Source organism: Flavobacterium sp. (genome assembly GCF_049318325.1).
In the GTDB taxonomy this organism is placed as follows: domain Bacteria; phylum Bacteroidota; class Bacteroidia; order Flavobacteriales; family Flavobacteriaceae; genus Flavobacterium.
Window position 1 is genome coordinate 1 of record NZ_JBMOGQ010000042.1, and the last position, 16,731, is coordinate 16,731.

At 34.4% G+C, this 16,731-nt stretch carries 21 protein-coding genes; 9 read left to right on the forward strand and 12 right to left on the reverse strand.

Annotation, left to right across the window (positions count from 1 at the left end; translation table 11 throughout):
- Positions 1 to 69 precede the first annotated feature (69 nt).
- The 7 genes from ACOYLP_RS05575 to ACOYLP_RS05605 all read left to right on the forward strand — a co-directional run bounded on the left by ACOYLP_RS05575 (position 70) and on the right by ACOYLP_RS05605 (position 6,554).
- Entirely contained in the window at positions 70 to 1,110 is a 1,041-nt protein-coding gene (locus ACOYLP_RS05575; RefSeq protein WP_422855197.1) for a vWA domain-containing protein, read from the forward strand.
- Positions 1,111 to 1,125: 15 nt separating this feature from the next.
- Complete coding sequence (locus ACOYLP_RS05580; protein ID WP_422855198.1) at positions 1,126 to 1,908, forward strand: tetratricopeptide repeat protein; 783 nt, start codon at positions 1,126 to 1,128, stop codon at positions 1,906 to 1,908.
- A gap of 20 nt (positions 1,909 to 1,928) precedes the next feature.
- Positions 1,929 to 3,689, forward strand: coding sequence for a BatD family protein (locus ACOYLP_RS05585; RefSeq protein ID WP_422855199.1), 1,761 nt, complete (start codon positions 1,929 to 1,931; stop codon positions 3,687 to 3,689).
- A 27-nt stretch (positions 3,690 to 3,716) separates the two neighbouring features.
- Positions 3,717 to 4,463 (forward strand): tetratricopeptide repeat protein, encoded by a 747-nt coding sequence (locus tag ACOYLP_RS05590; RefSeq protein WP_422855200.1) that lies wholly within the window; start codon positions 3,717 to 3,719, stop codon positions 4,461 to 4,463.
- Between the two features lie 138 nt (positions 4,464 to 4,601).
- Positions 4,602 to 4,958, forward strand: a complete 357-nt coding sequence (locus ACOYLP_RS05595; protein ID WP_422855201.1) for a hypothetical protein — start codon at positions 4,602 to 4,604, stop codon at positions 4,956 to 4,958.
- Positions 4,959 to 5,072: 114 nt separating this feature from the next.
- On the forward strand, positions 5,073 to 6,092 hold the full coding sequence (gene pheS, locus ACOYLP_RS05600; RefSeq protein ID WP_422855202.1) for a phenylalanine--tRNA ligase subunit alpha: 1,020 nt from the start codon (positions 5,073 to 5,075) through the stop codon (positions 6,090 to 6,092).
- A 54-nt stretch (positions 6,093 to 6,146) separates the two neighbouring features.
- A complete protein-coding gene (locus ACOYLP_RS05605; protein ID WP_422855203.1) occupies positions 6,147 to 6,554 on the forward strand; it encodes a hypothetical protein in 408 nt (135 codons plus the stop codon).
- Positions 6,555 to 6,562: 8 nt separating this feature from the next.
- On the opposite strand, the gene ACOYLP_RS05610 is transcribed toward ACOYLP_RS05605, so the two are convergent.
- From ACOYLP_RS05610 to ACOYLP_RS05640, 7 genes are all read right to left on the reverse strand, one after another.
- On the reverse strand, positions 6,563 to 6,772 hold the full coding sequence (locus tag ACOYLP_RS05610) for a hypothetical protein (protein ID WP_422855204.1): 210 nt from the start codon (positions 6,770 to 6,772) through the stop codon (positions 6,563 to 6,565).
- 1 nt (position 6,773) lies between these two features.
- The gene (locus ACOYLP_RS05615; RefSeq protein WP_422855205.1) at positions 6,774 to 7,769 is read right to left on the reverse strand and encodes an NAD(P)H-dependent glycerol-3-phosphate dehydrogenase; all 996 of its coding nucleotides are present in this window, start codon (positions 7,767 to 7,769) and stop codon (positions 6,774 to 6,776) included.
- Positions 7,770 to 7,829: 60 nt separating this feature from the next.
- Complete coding sequence (gene nadD / locus ACOYLP_RS05620) at positions 7,830 to 8,411, reverse strand: nicotinate (nicotinamide) nucleotide adenylyltransferase (protein WP_422855206.1); 582 nt, start codon at positions 8,409 to 8,411, stop codon at positions 7,830 to 7,832.
- A 41-nt stretch (positions 8,412 to 8,452) separates the two neighbouring features.
- Positions 8,453 to 9,022: a guanylate kinase gene (gmk, locus tag ACOYLP_RS05625; RefSeq protein ID WP_422855207.1), complete on the reverse strand. Its 570-nt coding sequence runs from the start codon at positions 9,020 to 9,022 to the stop codon at positions 8,453 to 8,455.
- A 42-nt stretch (positions 9,023 to 9,064) separates the two neighbouring features.
- Positions 9,065 to 9,925, reverse strand: a complete 861-nt coding sequence (locus ACOYLP_RS05630; RefSeq protein ID WP_422855208.1) for a YicC/YloC family endoribonuclease — start codon at positions 9,923 to 9,925, stop codon at positions 9,065 to 9,067.
- Between the two features lie 79 nt (positions 9,926 to 10,004).
- Positions 10,005 to 10,898: a DMT family transporter gene (locus tag ACOYLP_RS05635; protein WP_422855209.1), complete on the reverse strand. Its 894-nt coding sequence runs from the start codon at positions 10,896 to 10,898 to the stop codon at positions 10,005 to 10,007.
- Positions 10,898 to 11,251, reverse strand: coding sequence for an arsenate reductase family protein (locus ACOYLP_RS05640; RefSeq protein ID WP_396139795.1), 354 nt, complete (start codon positions 11,249 to 11,251; stop codon positions 10,898 to 10,900). Before ACOYLP_RS05640 ends, ACOYLP_RS05635 begins: the two co-directional genes overlap by 1 nt.
- A gap of 80 nt (positions 11,252 to 11,331) precedes the next feature.
- On the opposite strand from ACOYLP_RS05640, the gene ACOYLP_RS05645 reads away from it, so the two are divergent.
- On the forward strand, positions 11,332 to 12,474 hold the full coding sequence (locus ACOYLP_RS05645) for a cystathionine gamma-synthase (RefSeq protein WP_422855210.1): 1,143 nt from the start codon (positions 11,332 to 11,334) through the stop codon (positions 12,472 to 12,474).
- A gap of 39 nt (positions 12,475 to 12,513) precedes the next feature.
- Here ACOYLP_RS05645 and ACOYLP_RS05650 read toward each other — a convergent pair whose 3' ends face one another.
- Genes ACOYLP_RS05650 through ACOYLP_RS05670 form a run of 5 tightly spaced genes read right to left on the reverse strand, consistent with a single transcriptional unit; the run spans position 12,514 to position 15,486 of the window.
- Positions 12,514 to 13,020 (reverse strand): DUF2480 family protein, encoded by a 507-nt coding sequence (locus tag ACOYLP_RS05650; RefSeq protein ID WP_422855211.1) that lies wholly within the window; start codon positions 13,018 to 13,020, stop codon positions 12,514 to 12,516.
- A 57-nt stretch (positions 13,021 to 13,077) separates the two neighbouring features.
- Positions 13,078 to 13,401 carry an SUF system Fe-S cluster assembly protein gene (locus ACOYLP_RS05655; RefSeq protein WP_422855212.1) on the reverse strand — a complete coding sequence of 108 codons (324 nt, stop codon included), beginning with the start codon at positions 13,399 to 13,401 and terminating at the stop codon, positions 13,078 to 13,080.
- 6 nt (positions 13,402 to 13,407) lie between these two features.
- The gene (locus ACOYLP_RS05660; protein ID WP_422855213.1) at positions 13,408 to 13,827 is read right to left on the reverse strand and encodes a SufE family protein; all 420 of its coding nucleotides are present in this window, start codon (positions 13,825 to 13,827) and stop codon (positions 13,408 to 13,410) included.
- On the reverse strand, positions 13,824 to 14,261 hold the full coding sequence (locus ACOYLP_RS05665) for a hypothetical protein (protein WP_422855214.1): 438 nt from the start codon (positions 14,259 to 14,261) through the stop codon (positions 13,824 to 13,826). Before ACOYLP_RS05665 ends, ACOYLP_RS05660 begins: the two co-directional genes overlap by 4 nt.
- 10 nt (positions 14,262 to 14,271) lie before the next feature.
- Positions 14,272 to 15,486: an aminotransferase class V-fold PLP-dependent enzyme gene (locus tag ACOYLP_RS05670; protein WP_422855215.1), complete on the reverse strand. Its 1,215-nt coding sequence runs from the start codon at positions 15,484 to 15,486 to the stop codon at positions 14,272 to 14,274.
- Between the two features lie 179 nt (positions 15,487 to 15,665).
- Between ACOYLP_RS05670 and ACOYLP_RS05675 the strand changes: the two genes are divergently transcribed.
- On the forward strand, positions 15,666 to 16,731 hold a 1,066-nt coding region (locus tag ACOYLP_RS05675), incomplete at its 3' end, for a serine hydrolase domain-containing protein (RefSeq protein ID WP_422855216.1).

A 16,731-nucleotide genomic window follows, 5' to 3' on the forward strand; every position in this document is an offset into this window, starting at 1 on the left:
CGAAGAAGGCACAAAGCTCACGATGTTCTAATTAATATTCTTTGTGCACTTAGTGGTTAAGAAAAAAATATGTACGAGTTAGAAGAAAAATGGTATTTGTATTTCTTGACTGTCATTCCAGTAATGACAGTTCTTTTCCTGTACATTCAATTCTGGAAAAGAAAGAAACAACGCGAGTTTGGTGATTTGGATTTAATCAAAAAATTAAGTCCAGAAAAATCAGCTTTCAAACCTGCTTTGAAATTTGGAGTAATTTTATTGGCCTTAACGTGTTTAATAATCGGATTGGTTAACCCAAAAATCGGAACCAAATTAGAAACCGTAAAACGCGAAGGAATTGATGTCATTTTTGCAATTGACGTTTCTAAAAGTATGCTAGCTGAAGATGTGGCGCCAAGTCGTTTGGAAAAAAGTAAGCAATTAGTTTCACAGATTATCAATAATTTGGGCAGCGACCGAATCGGAATCATTGCATATTCTGGAAGTGCTTTCCCTGTTTTGCCCATTACTACGGATTATAGTGTTGGAAAAATGTTTTTGCAAACTATGAATCCGGGAATGATATCGGCTCAAGGAACATCTATTGATCAAGCGATAAATCTGGCTATAACCTATATTGACAAAAAAGATAAAACTAACAAACTTTTAATCATCATTACCGATGGCGAAGATCATTCTGATGCTGCAGTCGATGCTGCAGAAGAGGCTAAAAAAGTGGGTTTAAAAATAATGACTGTTGGTGTTGGAACCGAAAAAGGCGAAACTATTCCTTTGAAGAAAAACGGTGTAGTAGAAAGTTTTCAACGTGATCAAAATGGCGAAGTGGTAATCACCAAAAGAAATGCAGAAGTTTTGAGAACCATTGCCAAAAGTGCAGGAGGCGGTTATGTAGACGGCAATTCAACCAAAGAAGTTTTGGATTATGTGAAAAACGCCTTAGATAATATCCAAAAAACTGAATTTGAAAGCACACAAATAGCCGATTTCAAATCGCAGTTTCAATGGTTTTTAGGATTTGGTTTTTTCTTGTTGCTTTTAGATGTTTTCCTTTTGGAGAAAAGAACAAAATGGGTGAAAAAGATGAATTTATTTAATGAGAAAGATAATTAGATAATAGACAGATAGATGATAGACAGAAAAAAATATTTAATACTGACTTCTATATTTTTGATTTCCTTTTTGGCGAAAGCACAAGAAAAGGAAAAGGACAACCATTTGCCAAAAGGAAACGATTCTTTTGCCGAAAAAAAATACGATGATGCAGAAGCGGAATACCGAATTTCAGAATCTAAAAATCCTAAAAAATCAATTGCTTCGTATAATTTAGGAAACGCTATTTACAGACAAAATCAATCGGGAGAGGCTAAATATCATTATGCAAAAGCATTAAAAAACGCTAAAACCAGAGCAGAAAAACACCAGGCTTTCCACAATATCGGCAATACGCTGATGAAAGACAAGGATTATAGTGGCGCTGTTGAAGCCTATAAAAATGCATTGCGAAACAATCCGGCGGATGAAGAGACTCGTTACAATTATGCTTTGGCTAAAAAGATGTTAAAAGAAAATCCCCCGAAAAAAGACGATAAAAAAGACAAAGATAAAAAGGATAAGGACAAAGACAAAAAAGACAAAAAAGACGATAAAAACAAAGACAAAGATAAAAAGGACGACAAGAAAGACGGAAAAGACAAAGACCAAGATAAAAAAGACGGCGATAAGAATAAAGATAACAAAGACAATAAAGATCAAAATCAAGGGCAACCAAAACCGCAGCCCGGGGGAATCTCTAAACAACGATTAGAGAATTTATTGGATGCCGTAAACAATGAAGAGAAAAAAATTCAGGATAAAGTAAATAAAAAAAAGGTACGAGCCAATCCTAAAAAAGCAGAAAAAGATTGGTAAATAAACTTGAAAGTTTGAAAATGAAAAAGATTTTAATTTTATTATTTATTACAAATTCACTTTTTGCTCAAGTACAATTTGAAGCAAAAGTGAGTAAGAATTCATTAGGATTGAACGAACGACTTCGTGTTGATTTTACTATGAATGCTGATGGCGATAATTTTGCGCCGCCAAATTTTGAATCTTGTGGTTTTAAAGTTGTCGGCGGACCAAGTCAATCAGTTAGTCAATCATGGATAAACGGGAAAAGTTCGTTTAATAAATCGTATATATATATTTTGTTGCCTACACAAAAAGGGGCTTTGACTCTTAAACAAGCTTCAATTGAAATCAATGGTCAGATTTATAAAACATCACCCATTAAAATCAATGTAACTAATGCAGTTGAAATTCCAAAAGATCCAAACGAAGCGCCTGCTATTAGCGCTGACGACAACTTGTATTTGGTTGCTGACATTTCTAAAACCAATCCATATATGAACGAACCGATTACTGTAGTTTACAAATTGTATTTCAGTTACAACATCGGAATTACTAATTGGCGCGAGTTAAACAAACCAAAATACAATGATTTTTGGAGTCAAAATATTGATATCAAACAATTGGTTGCTCAAGACGGAATATTCAAAGGCGAACGTTATCGATATGTTGTGCTGCGAAAAACAGTTTTATATCCACAAAAATCAGGTAAACTTGAAATTGAACCACTTTCATTGGATATTGATTGCCAGGTGCCAACGAATAGAAGAAACTTTTGGGGACAAGCTTTAATGACCGAAGACAGTAAACGCGTTTCTGCAGGAAGCAAAGTGATCAACGTAAAAGCATTACCTGAAAAAGGAAAACCTGAAGATTTTAGCGGAGCTGTTGGCCGAATGGATTTCAGAGTAAAACCATCCAAAACACTATTGAAAAATGGAGAATCTTTGGATTTAGATATTAGCGTAGTTGGAACCGGAAACCTTAAATTGTTTACATTGCCAAAACCGGTAGTACCTGCTGCTTTAGAAATGTATGATCCTGTTCACGACGAAAATGTATCAACTCCACTAACCGGAATGACAGGAAGAATTTCGGATAAATACACGATAATTCCACAATACAAAGGTAATTACCAAATCAAACCAATGCGTTTTACATACTTTGATTTGGGTTCCAATAGTTATAAAACTATCACTTCTCAACCGATAACAATCAATGTATTAGATGGTCCAAATGTGGCAAGTTCAGGAAAAACAAATCCAAATGATGTGGCCAAAACCAAATTCGAAGCGGCCAAATCGTTTGCCTATATCAAACAAAAAACATCCTTGCAACCAGTGAAAAAAGACGACTTTCTGGGTTCGGGATTATTTTATTCCTTAATAATGTTACCATTTTTAGCGATTCCGTTTCTGATTGTCGGAAGAAAGAAAAAAGAAGCAATGGACAATGATGTTGTGGGTAACAAAATCAAAAAATCGACTGCTTTGGCTAAGAAATATTTGGGAGATGCGAAGAAACAGTTGGGCAACAAAGAAGCGTTTTATATTGCACTTGAAAAAGCAATGCACAATTTCCTAAAAGCCAAACTGAACATTGAAACTTCGGAAATGAGTAAAGAGAAAATAACCGAACTTTTGCTCTCGCGAAAAGCAAATTCGGAAACGGTTTCTGAGTTTATTCATCTGACTGAAAATTGTGAATTGGCGAGATATGCTTATTCTTCTGAATCGGCAATCCAAAACGATTATGACAAAGCCGTAGTTATTATTTCTGAACTTGAAAAGCAATTAAAATAATTAAGAATGGATAATTGACAATTAATAATGAAAAAAATATTCTACATATTACTTTTAATTTTTCAGATTTCATTGGCTCAAACTGGTTTTGAACAAGGAAACAAATTCTATGAAAAAGAAAATTATCTAGCTGCCATTTCGAGTTATGAAAGTGTTTCAAACTCAGGGAAACAATCGGCTGAATTGTATTTTAATTTAGGGAATTGCTATTACAAACTGCACAAAGTAGCGCCGGCGATTTACAATTATGAAAAAGCTTTATTGCTTAGCCCAAACGATACAGAAATAAAAACCAACTTAGAATTTGCCCGAAAAATGGCCATTGACGACATCAAAGTCATTCCGAAAGTAGGCTTCAGCAAATTGATTCAGGACTTCACTGCAAAATATTATTACGATACTTGGGCATGGATTGATGTGGCTTTTGCATTCTTATTTTTACTTTTTTTTGTGGGTTATTACTTTTCGCATTCAACCGTCTTGAAACGCGTTTTCTTTTTTGGAATGTTTTTTTGGCTATTGGGAATAGGCCTAAGTACCGCTTCTGGTTTTTATGAAAAAGGACGCATGGATAGTGAAAGACCAGCTATTGTTTTTGCTGAGACAGCATCCGTAAAAAGCGAACCAAAAATTTCGGCAACTGATGCTTTTGTTCTCCATGAAGGAACAAAAGTTTATATCTTAGAAAGCATTGCCAACTGGAAAAAAGTAGAACTTACCGACGAAACTACGGGCTGGATTGAAGAGAGCGCAGTTAAGGAAATCAAAAATTAGCCTGCCTGCGTGATCATTTAGCAGTAGGACTTGGTAGTTATATTGGTTTTCAATAGCTATCTTTGCAATCTTAATTTAGTATTATAGATAATACAGTCTATTCTCTATCATCTATTTTCTATTCTCCAAATTCAAAAAATGTCAAGAGACGAACAATTAAAAAACCGCTGGGACAAAATCGTTCAAATCCTTTCCGATCAGTTTGCTGAAGGAGACATTCTGGATTTAGATGCTATCATATACTTAATTGGAGTGCAGGAATTAGGACAATTCAAGCAGCCTTTCAAAAAAGATGAAAAAGTAAATCTGATGCACATCGCCATTTGCCGTTTGCTCGAACCTTATGGTTTCTACGAATTTGATTTTGTAGATAAAGACGGTTGGCCTCATTATAAAATTAAAGAAGAATTACCACCATTGAAAGCCGGAGAACAATCGGTTTTGATGAAAGAAGCCATTGTGAATTATTTTCAGGAAAAAGAGGTTATTGAGTAATTAGTGACTAGTAATTAGCAAAAAACCATATCTTAAAATTTGGCAGACAAATCACTATTCACTCTTTACTGATCACTAAAAAAAACCTAAATTTGCACCTTCAACGACAGAACGATGATAGACAAGATTAAAGAATATATTGCCGAAGCCAATGCGTTTCAAACCAACAATAAGGAAACTTTAGAACAATTTCGAATCAAATATTTAGGAAGCAAAGGCTTGCTTAAAGATTTGTTTTCCGAATTCAAAAACGTGCCCAACGACCAAAAAAAGGAATTTGGACAAGTTATCAATACGCTTAAAACAACATGCGAAGACAAAATAAAAACCATACAAGAAGCTTTAGAAAGTAAAGAAGAAAATGTTGGTATTTATGGCGATTTGACAAGACCCGCTGAACCAGTTGTTATTGGTTCACGTCATCCAATTTCAATAGTTAAAAATCAAATTATTGATATATTCTCTACTATTGGCTTCAATGTTTCCGAAGGTCCGGAAATTGAAGACGACTGGCACAACTTTACGGCCTTAAATTTACCTGAATATCATCCGGCTAGAGATATGCAGGACACATTTTTCATCCAAACCAATCCGGATGTTTTGTTGAGAACACATACTTCATCGGTTCAGGTGCGTTATATGGAAAACAACAAGCCACCAATCCGTACAATTTCTCCTGGAAGAGTTTTTAGAAATGAAGCCGTTTCTTCGCGCTCACATTGTATTTTCCACCAAGTGGAAGGATTATATATAGACAAAGAGGTTTCGTTTTCCGATTTGAAACAGACGCTTTTATACTTCACCAAAGAAATGTTTGGCAAGTCAAAAATACGTTTGAGACCAAGTTATTTCCCGTTTACAGAACCAAGTGCCGAAGTTGATATTTATTGGGGTTTAAAAACCGAAACCGATTACAGAATCACCAAAGGAACTGGCTGGTTAGAAATTATGGGTTGCGGAATGGTTGATCCAAATGTTTTGAAAAACTGCGGCATCAATCCGGATGAATATAACGGTTTCGCATTTGGAATGGGAATTGAGCGTATTGCAATGTTGTTATACCAAATTGGCGACATCAGAATGTTCTATGAAAACGATGTGCGTTTCTTAGAGCAGTTTAAATCGAGTATATAAATAAAGTCAAAAGGCATAAGCTTATCCCTTATTTCTTATCCCTATTCCCTTAAAATGAAATCAGACATCACGATTCCAAAAGTAGAAAACGTTTTTCTTGCTGCCATTCAAGAATGGAGCGATGACTTTATGGAAAACATTTGGAATGTTTATTTAGTCAACGATTCTGACTTTGATTTAGACAGTGTAATGGTCGTTTCTAAAGCTTTTGGCACTATTGATGGGGAAATGAAAAAAACGTCGCTCTTGCGTCATGCATTTATGCAAGTTCCTTCGGTTTCCGTGGTAAAAATAGAAATGGTCGAAAAAAGTGTTTTACGACTCAACAATGAGTTTATGGTGACATACTTCATAGGAAGTACACTTTATGACAAAAAATTTATCTTCAAAGCGCAAAGCATTACTCCAGATTATGTTGAAGAAGTACCTATTTTGTTCGTGGATGGAGTTATTGTTAGGTAATTATTTTATTATTCATTTTTCCGTTTTTCTTTCCAATTGTAATATCCGATTACAACTATTCCACCTAAAAGGAAAACGAGAAGACTAATTAAAAATTTAAACGTGAAAAAAGCTTCCGAAAAAGAGTTTTTATACCAGTCAATTATCCCTAAAACTATGGGTAATAATAGTCCAAATGGCAAACCAGATTTAATTTGATATTTCCATCTTTCGTTCATATTAATCTAGTTTTTCCGTGAGTTTTTTAAACACCGCTTTAGCTTCTTTTCCCTCATACAAAATTTGATAAACAGCATCAATAATTGGCGTATTCGCTTTATATTCTTGGTTTAATTTGTATGCACTTTTCACAGCATAATAGCCTTCAGCAACCATTGACATTTCCATCATGGCGGATTTTACGGTATAACCTTTCCCAATCATGTTACCGAACATTCTATTTCTTGAAAATACCGAATAACCAGTAACTAATAAATCGCCCAAATAAGCCGAGTCATTAATATTTCGTTTCATGTTATGTACTTTCCTGATGAATTTTTTCATCTCGCGAATCGAATTACTCATTATAACCGATTGGAAGTTATCACCATAACCCAAACCATGAGCAATTCCAGCTGCAATAGCATAAATATTTTTTAGCATGGCAGCATATTCAGTACCGATAATATCGTCCGAAATTTTAGTCTTAATATAATTTCCGGAAAGACCTTTGGCAACAACTTTAGCTTTATTTGAATCGCCACAAGCAATCGTCAAATATGAAAGTCGTTCCAGCGCCACTTCTTCTGCGTGACATGGACCAGTAATTACGCCAATATTTTCAAAAGGAATATCATATTTTTTATGAAAATGTTCGCCAACTATCAAGAACGTTTCGGGAACAATACCTTTTATAGCAGAAAAAATAACCTTGTCTTTCAAACTTACCGTTAATTTTTCCAATTCAGTACTCAAGAAAGCCGATGGAATAGCAAAAATGATGTAATCTGCATAAGCTACCGCTTCGTTTATATCCGAAGTTAATCTGAGTTTTTTGGTATCAAACTCAATGGAACTTAAATAATTTGGATTGTGTTTTTGGGTTTTTAAATGATGAATTGCCGAGTCATTTCGCATGTACCAGGCAATTTCGTCAAGATTAACACAAAGCATTTTTGCAATGGCTGTAGCCCAGCTTCCGCCGCCAATTACTGCAAATTTTAGAGATTTATTCATGAAGAAAAACATTAATATCAATCAAAAATACTCATTTTAAAATGATATTTTAGAAAAAAACTACTTCTTATAAAAAGCACTACTGTCAATATACTCCCAAACTTTTTTTGGTAACATTGGCGCTACATTCTTTTTGTTTTTAATGTTTTCACGAATAAATGTAGACGAAAGTTCAATTACCGGTGCCCCAACTCTATGGATTTTAGCGTGATTTATAAACTGCTCGTCAATCTCACCTGAGTTTACTCTTGGATATACATAAATGTGATGATTTTCCAAAATCACTTCATAGTTTTTCCATTTGTGTAACGAGTTCAGATTGTCTTCACCCATGATAAGAGCAAACTCATGCTTCGGATATTTTTCTCCTAAGTGCGCCAATGTATTTACTGTATAATTGGGCTGAGGTAATTTGAATTCGATATCGCAAGGTTTAATTTTGGTGAAATCTTCGGTTGCCAAAGTTACCATGTGCAAGCGCTGGTAATCATCGAGTAAACTAGTCTTTTGTTTGTGTGGATTATGCGGTGTAACGACCATCCAGATCTGATCTAAATCGGAATGCTCAGCCATATAATTGGCAATAATCAAGTGTCCAATATGGATGGGGTTAAAAGTGCCGAAATATAATCCTATTTTCATAAATTAGGCATTAGCTATACTATTGGCTTTTGGCAAATGGCTTATTTTATAAATTCTTTAACCAACTCATACGCTTCCTTCTTCGCCACATCTAAATCATAATTTTTGATTATTGTATCGAATTGTGGAGCAGTTGCTAATTCTACGTGTGCTTTAGCAATACGCATATTGATTTTGTCTTCACTTTCTGTAGAACGTTCCTTTAAGCGGCGTTTAAGTTCGTCAACGCTAGGAGGTTTTACAAAAACTGCTAAAGTTTCCGTTGGAAATTTATGCTTGATTCTTAAACCACCGGATACATCAATATCGAAAATTACATTTTTGCCTTTTGCCCAAATGCGCTCCACCTCACTTTTTAATGTACCATAAAAATTATCTCGATACACTTCTTCCCATTCAATAAAATCTTCAGCCTTAATATGTTTTTTAAACTCTGCAATCGAAATGAAATAATAGTCTTTTCCATCTACCTCTTCACCTCGAAGTTCGCGTGTAGCTGCAGAAATAGAAAATTCCAAATTCAACTCAGGTTGTGCTAATAAATGTCTTACTATGGTGGTTTTTCCCGAACCCGAGGGCGCTGAGAATACTAATAATTTTCCTTTGTTCATTTTACGCTGAATTTATTTCAGTATCTGTATTGTCTATTTTCTTTATAGCACATTCAAAACCTGCTCCTTAATTTTCTCCAACTCATCTTTCATCATCACAACTAATTTTTGCATTTCGGTATGATTGGATTTTGAACCCATAGTATTAATTTCCCTCCCCATTTCCTGGGTAATGAAACCAAGTTTTCTTCCGTTGGCTTCGGTTCCTGCAATAGTTTCAATGAAATAATTTAAATGGTTTTCCAAACGCACTTTCTCTTCTGTGATGTCGTATTTTTCAAGATAAAAAATCAACTCTTGTTCAAAACGATTTTCATCTACGTTTTCTTTTAATTCATCCAAAGCGTTACGCAATCTGGTTTTTACAGTTTCTACACGTTCGGCATCATAGGATACTGCATTGTTCATTAACGTCATGATATTGGCAATGCGATGGAGAAATTCTCTTTCTAATGAAACACCTTCGTCTTTTCTGAATTGTGCAATATTTTCAAGCGCTTCATCAATTACAGCTTGTATTTTCTTCCATTCATTTTCATCAATTTCTTCACGCTCAGTTTTTAGGGCATCTGGCATTCTAACTGCCATTTTCATTAATTCGGTTTCATCAGCATTCGGAATCACCGCTTTCATTTGGTTGATATAACCTCTGACAATCGGCACGTTGATTTTTGACGAAGTTTCTTCTCCGGTAGCTTCTATATACAATGAAAAATCAATTTTTCCTCGCTCCAATCGCGCCGAAATTTGATTGCGTAAACCTAATTCCATTTCTCTAAAAACAGAAGGCATTCTGGTATTTAAATCTAACCCTTTTGAGTTTAGCGATTTGATTTCTACAGTAATTTTTTTGGTTGGTAATTGCAAAGTTGCTTTCCCAAATCCTGTCATTGATTGTATCATTGGTGTTTTTTAATAGACTTCAAATATAATTAAAAGTTTGCAGTCATAGTAGCAGTTTACAGTTTTATGCTGTCACTGATTACTGTGACTGAGACTTCTTTTTTTGTGTTACCAAATACACCCCGACGAAAATCAAAACAGCTGAAACAATTTTAACAAAAGTCAATTCGTCTTTTCCAACACTTATGGCAAAAATAGTTGCGAAAAGCGGTTGCATATAAATAAAAACTGAAACAGTCGTTGGCTTTAATTCCCGCATAGAAACGAGATTAAACAAATACGTGAAAAAGGTTGTAAATAGCACAACAAAAACAATTTCCCATAAAATATAAATCGGAATTGTTGCCCATTGAATTTCCTGATATTCACTCCAACCAAAAGGCAAAACCATCAACAAACCAAAAGTGTAAATCCATTTCACAAACGTAAATGCATTGTATTTATCCATTAGTTTTTTAACAAGAATCAAATAAAAAGCATAGGAAACTGCATTGATAAAAACCAATAAATTTCCCAACAAAGCATTCGAAGCATTGCCGATTGATTTTCCATATAAAATAAGAAAGCCCGTTCCGAAAAGTCCCAACAAAATTCCAAAAATCTTTCGCTTTATCATTTTCTCTTTCATGATAATGGCAGACAAAATCAATACAATAATTGGTGTTGTTACCATAATCACCGCAGCTGAAATGGGCGAAGTAAAACCCAATCCTTTGAAAAAAGTAAGCATATTAAGAGCCACGCCAAAAAAAGCAGCTGCTATAATTCTAGGAAAATCTTTATGCTGTATTTTCTCTGTTGGTCCAAAAAAGGAAATCAACCAAAACAAAATAGTGGCACCAAAAACACGAAGCAAAATAAATCCAAACGGTTTGATGTAAGTTGGCATGACATCTTTGGCAATTGTAAACGAAACGCCATAAATCAGTGACACCATCGTGGCGGCAATTAATGCCCAATTTCTTTTTGACATTAAGAAAGTGCTTTTATAACTTCAATTATATTTTTCTGACCGTTACCAATAAATATTTTGTCATCGATAATGAAAACAGGGCGGCTTAAAAACGTATAATGTTCCAAAATGTACTTTTTAAAATCTTCTTCGGTCAACGATCTGTTTTTCAAATCCATTGACTTATAAAGTTGTGCTTTTTTGCTGAACAAAGCTTCATAGCTCCCAGAAAGTGAATGCATTTCTTCTAATGCTTCCACGGTAATTGGGTTTTGACGAATATCGTGAAATTCTAATTTGTCAGTGTTAGGAAGGGATTTTATAATTTTCCTGCAAGTGTCACAAGAAGCGAGATAGTATATTTTATTAGTCATAAAATTTCTTTTTTACAAAGGAAAATGATTTGAAACTTATAATCTGTATTTTTGATGAAAATTTATAATATTCAATCAAGATGAAATTTAATACTAAAGTAATACATGGCAATCAACACCATGAAGAAGTAACAGGAGCCGTAATGCCACCTGTATTTCAAACCTCAACTTATGCTCAAACTTCACCTGGAAAACCTGTTGGAGATTACGAATATTCAAGAGCGGCAAACCCAACACGTCAGGCATTAGAAGATGCTTTAGCTTCTATAGAAAATGGCGCTCGTGGTTTAGCATTCGCTTCAGGATTAGCGGCAACTGATTGTTTACTTCGTATGTTCAAAGCTGGTGACGAAGTTATTGCTATGGACGATTTATATGGCGGAACTTATCGCTTATTCACTCGTTTGTATAAAGAAAGTGGCATCATATTCCATTTTGTGGATATGAATGATTTTGAAAAATTCCAATCATTGATTAATGAAAATACCAAGTTGGTTTGGGTTGAAACACCAACAAATCCGTTGATGAAATTAGCAGACATTCAGGAAATTGCTAAAATTACCAAAGCAAAAAATATTCTTTTTGCTGTCGACAATACGTTTGCTACACCTTATCTACAAAAACCATTGGATTTAGGTGCTGATATAGTGATGCACTCGGCAACAAAATACCTTGGCGGACATTCAGACGTTATTGCGGGAGCTTTGATTATAAAAGACAAAGCCTTAGGTGATGAATTACATTTCAAGCAATTTGCCACTGGAGCAACACTTGGACCAATGGATAGCTTCTTAGTTTTACGCGGAATAAAAACATTGCATTTACGCGTGCAACGTCATTGTGAAAATGGTGAAAAAGTAGCAGCTTTTTTAAGCAATCATCCCGATGTGGATACTGTGTATTATCCAGGATTACCAAGTCATCCGTTTCATGAAATTGCAAAAAAACAAATGAGTGGTTTTGGTGGAATGGTTTCATTTACCTTTAAATCAGGGAAAAAAGAAGACGCGATTGCTTTCCTTGAAAAACTTAAAGTATTCACTTTAGCAGAATCACTAGGTGGTGTGGAAAGTTTGGCAAATCATCCTGCATTGATGACACATGCTTCTATACCGGAAGACAAACGAAAAGAAATAGGAATTACTGATGACTTAGTTCGATTAAGTACTGGCGTTGAAGATATTGATGATTTATTGGCAGATTTAGAACAGGCGTTTAGGTAATAAAATTTAAAATTTATTCTAAATCAAAAAACTGACGGACTATTTGCTCTTTTTATAAAGCGGTACAGCAGAACATGCTTCGCCATACATAATACTTTTAGCAAAAGGTTGCAGTTTTTGAATCGCCATGATATAAGCACTTTCGGGAACCGGTTTTTTAGAACATCCTTTTAAAATAATCGGCTTATCTTGGTATTTTGAGTAATCTAATGTTAGAAGGATTTCTTGGTAAAGTGAAGTTTCTAAATCGGTAAGGTTTCCAACAACCACTTTTTTGGCAAAAGGCGAAAGATAAACTGTGACCAAAATGCTCGCCCAAGCCGGAATAATGGCATCCGTAGAACAATAAATAGCCACAAAATGATTTTGATATTGAGACCAATCATGGTTTTTCAATGCTTCGCGAAAATCTTTTTCTTTTAAGAGAAAACCATCCAAAAGCCATTGTGAAATATCTAATTGCGTTCGTATCCCGCTTGGATAATAATCTTCCAAATCGAATACTTCGAGCAAGGAGTTGGCAACTTTATTTACAATTTCGTCCATTTTACTTTACAGTTGCAGTCGCAGTATTTAAAAACTGGGACTGAGACTAAATACTATTTAAAGCATTCCTAATTCTAACTTAGCTTCTTCGCTCATTAAATCTTTACTCCATGGCGGATCAAAAGTAATTTCTACTTCACACGATTTAACGGTGTCTATTTTTTGGATTTTTTCTTCTACTTCACGAGGCAAGGTTTCTGCTACTGGACAATTTGGAGAAGTCAATGTCATCAATACTTTTACTTCGTTGTCTTCGTTAATCATAACATCGTAGATTAATCCCAATTCATAGATGTCAACAGGAATTTCTGGGTCGTAAATGCCTTTTAGCATTTTCACAACATTTTCTCCTAAATTGATTTCGTCTTTAAATTCTTCCATGTCTTATTAATTTTTTGCATTGAATGCCAGAGCATACATTTTTATTTTTTTTACCATCGAAACCAAACCATTGGCTCGTGTGGGCGATAAGTGTTCTTTTAATCCAATTTTATCGATAAAATCGGTATTGGCTTCCAAAATATCTGCTGCTTTTTGATTGGAAAAAGCCCGAATCAAAATAGCGATAATTCCTTTGGTTAATATTGCATCGCTATCGGCAGTGAAAACTACTTTTTCTCCATTTTGGTCTGCATGAACCCAAACTTTCGACTGACAGCCTTTGATAATGTTATCTTCCGTTTTGAATTGTTCATCAATCAACGGCAATGACTTCCCTAAATCGATAATGTATTCGTAGCGTTGAATCCAATCGTCAAACATTGAAAACTCGTCAACGATTTCGTCTTGTATTTCTTGTATTGTCATTCTTTTTCTTTAGCTAATGAAACTATTTTGTTGACTAATTTTTCAATTTCGGCTGGCGGAAATTCATGATCAAAATCGGTTGTTTCATAGTTTTTGTCCTGATAACGTACTTTTAAATTGGCAATTGCAGCTCCATCATAAAATCTTTTTTGAGTTGGATCTTTTAAATTTGGTATTTTTTCCAAATCAATCTTTTCAAAATAACTAATAATTTCTTTCCAGTCTTTATCAGAAATGGCTATTTCTTCCGGAAATTTTTCTCCATTTCTATCTCTTGAAATAGTAGCTTTTTGATTGATAACAACAATTTTTTGGAAAAACCCGCGTGTCGATGCAGTATATTGCAATGTACTATTGGCAATGTCATTTTGGGCTTGATTACTACAACTTTTCACAAGGAAAACGGACAGTAAAATTATGGTAATTGCTTTCATATTTTATGTTTTAAGATAACATCATTTGTGCTTTTTTCAATGCTTCAATCATCAAATCTATTTCTTCTTTAGTATTGTAAAAAGCGAAACTTGCTCTAATTGTTCCTGGTATTTTATAAAAATCCATAATTGGTTGTGCGCAATGATGCCCGGTTCGGACTGCAATTCCCAATTTATCGATAATCGTACCAATGTCATAAGGATGAATACCATCAATATTAAACGAAATTACAGAAGTTTTTTCTTTTGCCGTGCCATAAATTTTTAAACCTACTATTTGTAACAGTTTTTCAGTGGCGTATTCTAGCAGTTCGTTTTCATATTTTGCAATATTGTCAAAACCTATTTCATTCAAATAATCAATGGCTGTTCCAAGCACAATTCCGCCTTCAATATTTGGTGTTCCTGCTTCAAATTTATGTGGCAAATCAGCATAGGTTGTCTTTTCAAAAGAAACCGTGGCAATCATTTCACCTCCGCCTTGATAAGGTGGCAATTTGCGAAGCCACTCTTCTTTACCATATAGAATTCCAATGCCAGTTGGGCCACATGTTTTATGTCCAGAAAACACATAAAAATCACAGTCTAAAGCCTGAACATCTGGTTTTAAATGTGGAACGGCCTGTGCGCCATCAATTAAAATTGCAGCTCCAACTTCATGTGCTTTATCAATCATGTATTTAATAGGATTGATTGTTCCCAAAGCATTTGAAATATGATTTACAGTGACTAATTTCGTTTTATCCGAGAGCAGTTTATCGTATTCAGATATTACTAATTCCCCGTTTTCATTCATTGGAATAACTCGTAATGTTGCTCCGGTTTTTTCGCAAAGCATTTGCCAAGGTACAATGTTACTGTGATGTTCTAATGCTGAAACCAAAACCTCATCGCCCGCTTTTAATAGTGATGCAAATCCGTTTGCAACAGCATTAATTGCGTGAGTTGTTCCTGAAGTAAATAGCACTTCGTAGGCATTTTTGGCATTAATATGCTTCTGAATTTTACCACGCGATTCTTCGTATGCATCCGTTGCTAATTGGCTTAACGTATGTACACCTCGATGAATATTAGCATTGATTTCCTTATAATATTTTGAAATCGCATTAATCACAACTTGTGGCTTTTGAGAAGTTGCTCCGTTATCAAAATAGACTAGTGGTTTGCCATTGACTTGTTGTGAAAGTATTGGAAAATCAGCCCTAATTTTTTGTATGTCTAACATTTCTTTATTTAGAAAAATTCTAAATACAAAAGTAGCTAAAATGGATTTGTAATTTGCTAAACAAATATTAATATTTTGTGTTAATTAATCATATAAGTCATATAAGAAAATAGAAGCTCAAATGAACTTAAATGACTTATATGGTTCAAATTTTATAAATTGCTTGAAAATTAATTTTTATGAAAAAATTTCTCAAAATCTTTGCGTTTGTATTGCTAATTGTATTGGTTTATTTGCGTATTGAAATATATCCGCAACTCGATTTGATTTCGGGGTTTTCAGCCAAAAGTGTGGCGTCTGGACACTTTATCGATAATCGTTCGCTAGAAACCATTCAGCAAGGCGACAATGATATTGATAAAATAGATTGGGCAACCAATACAATAGACATTAAACAAAAATTTGTGACTTCTAGTGTTTATGGTTTAAAAACTCGAAAAGCGATTTACCGTCAAGGATTAGGAGCAACATTAATCAATGATGATTATGATGCTACAAAACCATATGAAGTTCCGAAAAGAAATTTTGTTAAAAAAAACTTGTCATTTCCTTATGGAGAAAAAGAACAAAATGATACTGTTTTTTCGAACATTGACTATGCTAAACTAACTACAGCTATTGAAAATGCTTTCGATAAAAAAGGTGAAAAAAATAAACGCACTCGTTCTGTAATCGTAATTTATAAAGACAAAATTATAGCCGAAAAATATGCAAATGGATTTAATAAAAACTCGAAACTTTTAGGCTGGTCGATGACAAAAAGTATAACTGCGACGTATTTTGGAATTCTTCAAAAACAAGGCAAAATTAATATTATGAAACCTGCGCCAATAGCAGAATGGGCAACTGATGAACGTTCAAAAATCACTATTAACGATTTGCTACATATGAATTCTGGACTCGAGTGGGAAGAAAATTATGGTAAAATATCCGATGTAACAAAAATGCTTTTTATTGCAGAAGACATGACCCAACCCCAAATTGTTAAACCACTTGTTGGAAAACCTAACAACTCATGGAATTACTCTTCAGGAACGACTAATCTATTGAGTGGCATTTTACGAAAACAATTCAAAACACATCAAGAGTATTTAGATTTTTGGTACACTTCTTTGATAGATAAAATTGGAATGAACTCTATGGTTGTAGAAACCGATATGGCTGGCAATTTTGTGGGGTCATCCTATAGCTGGGCAACTACACGAGATTGGGCTAAGTTAGGGTTGCTCTATTTGCACAACGGCA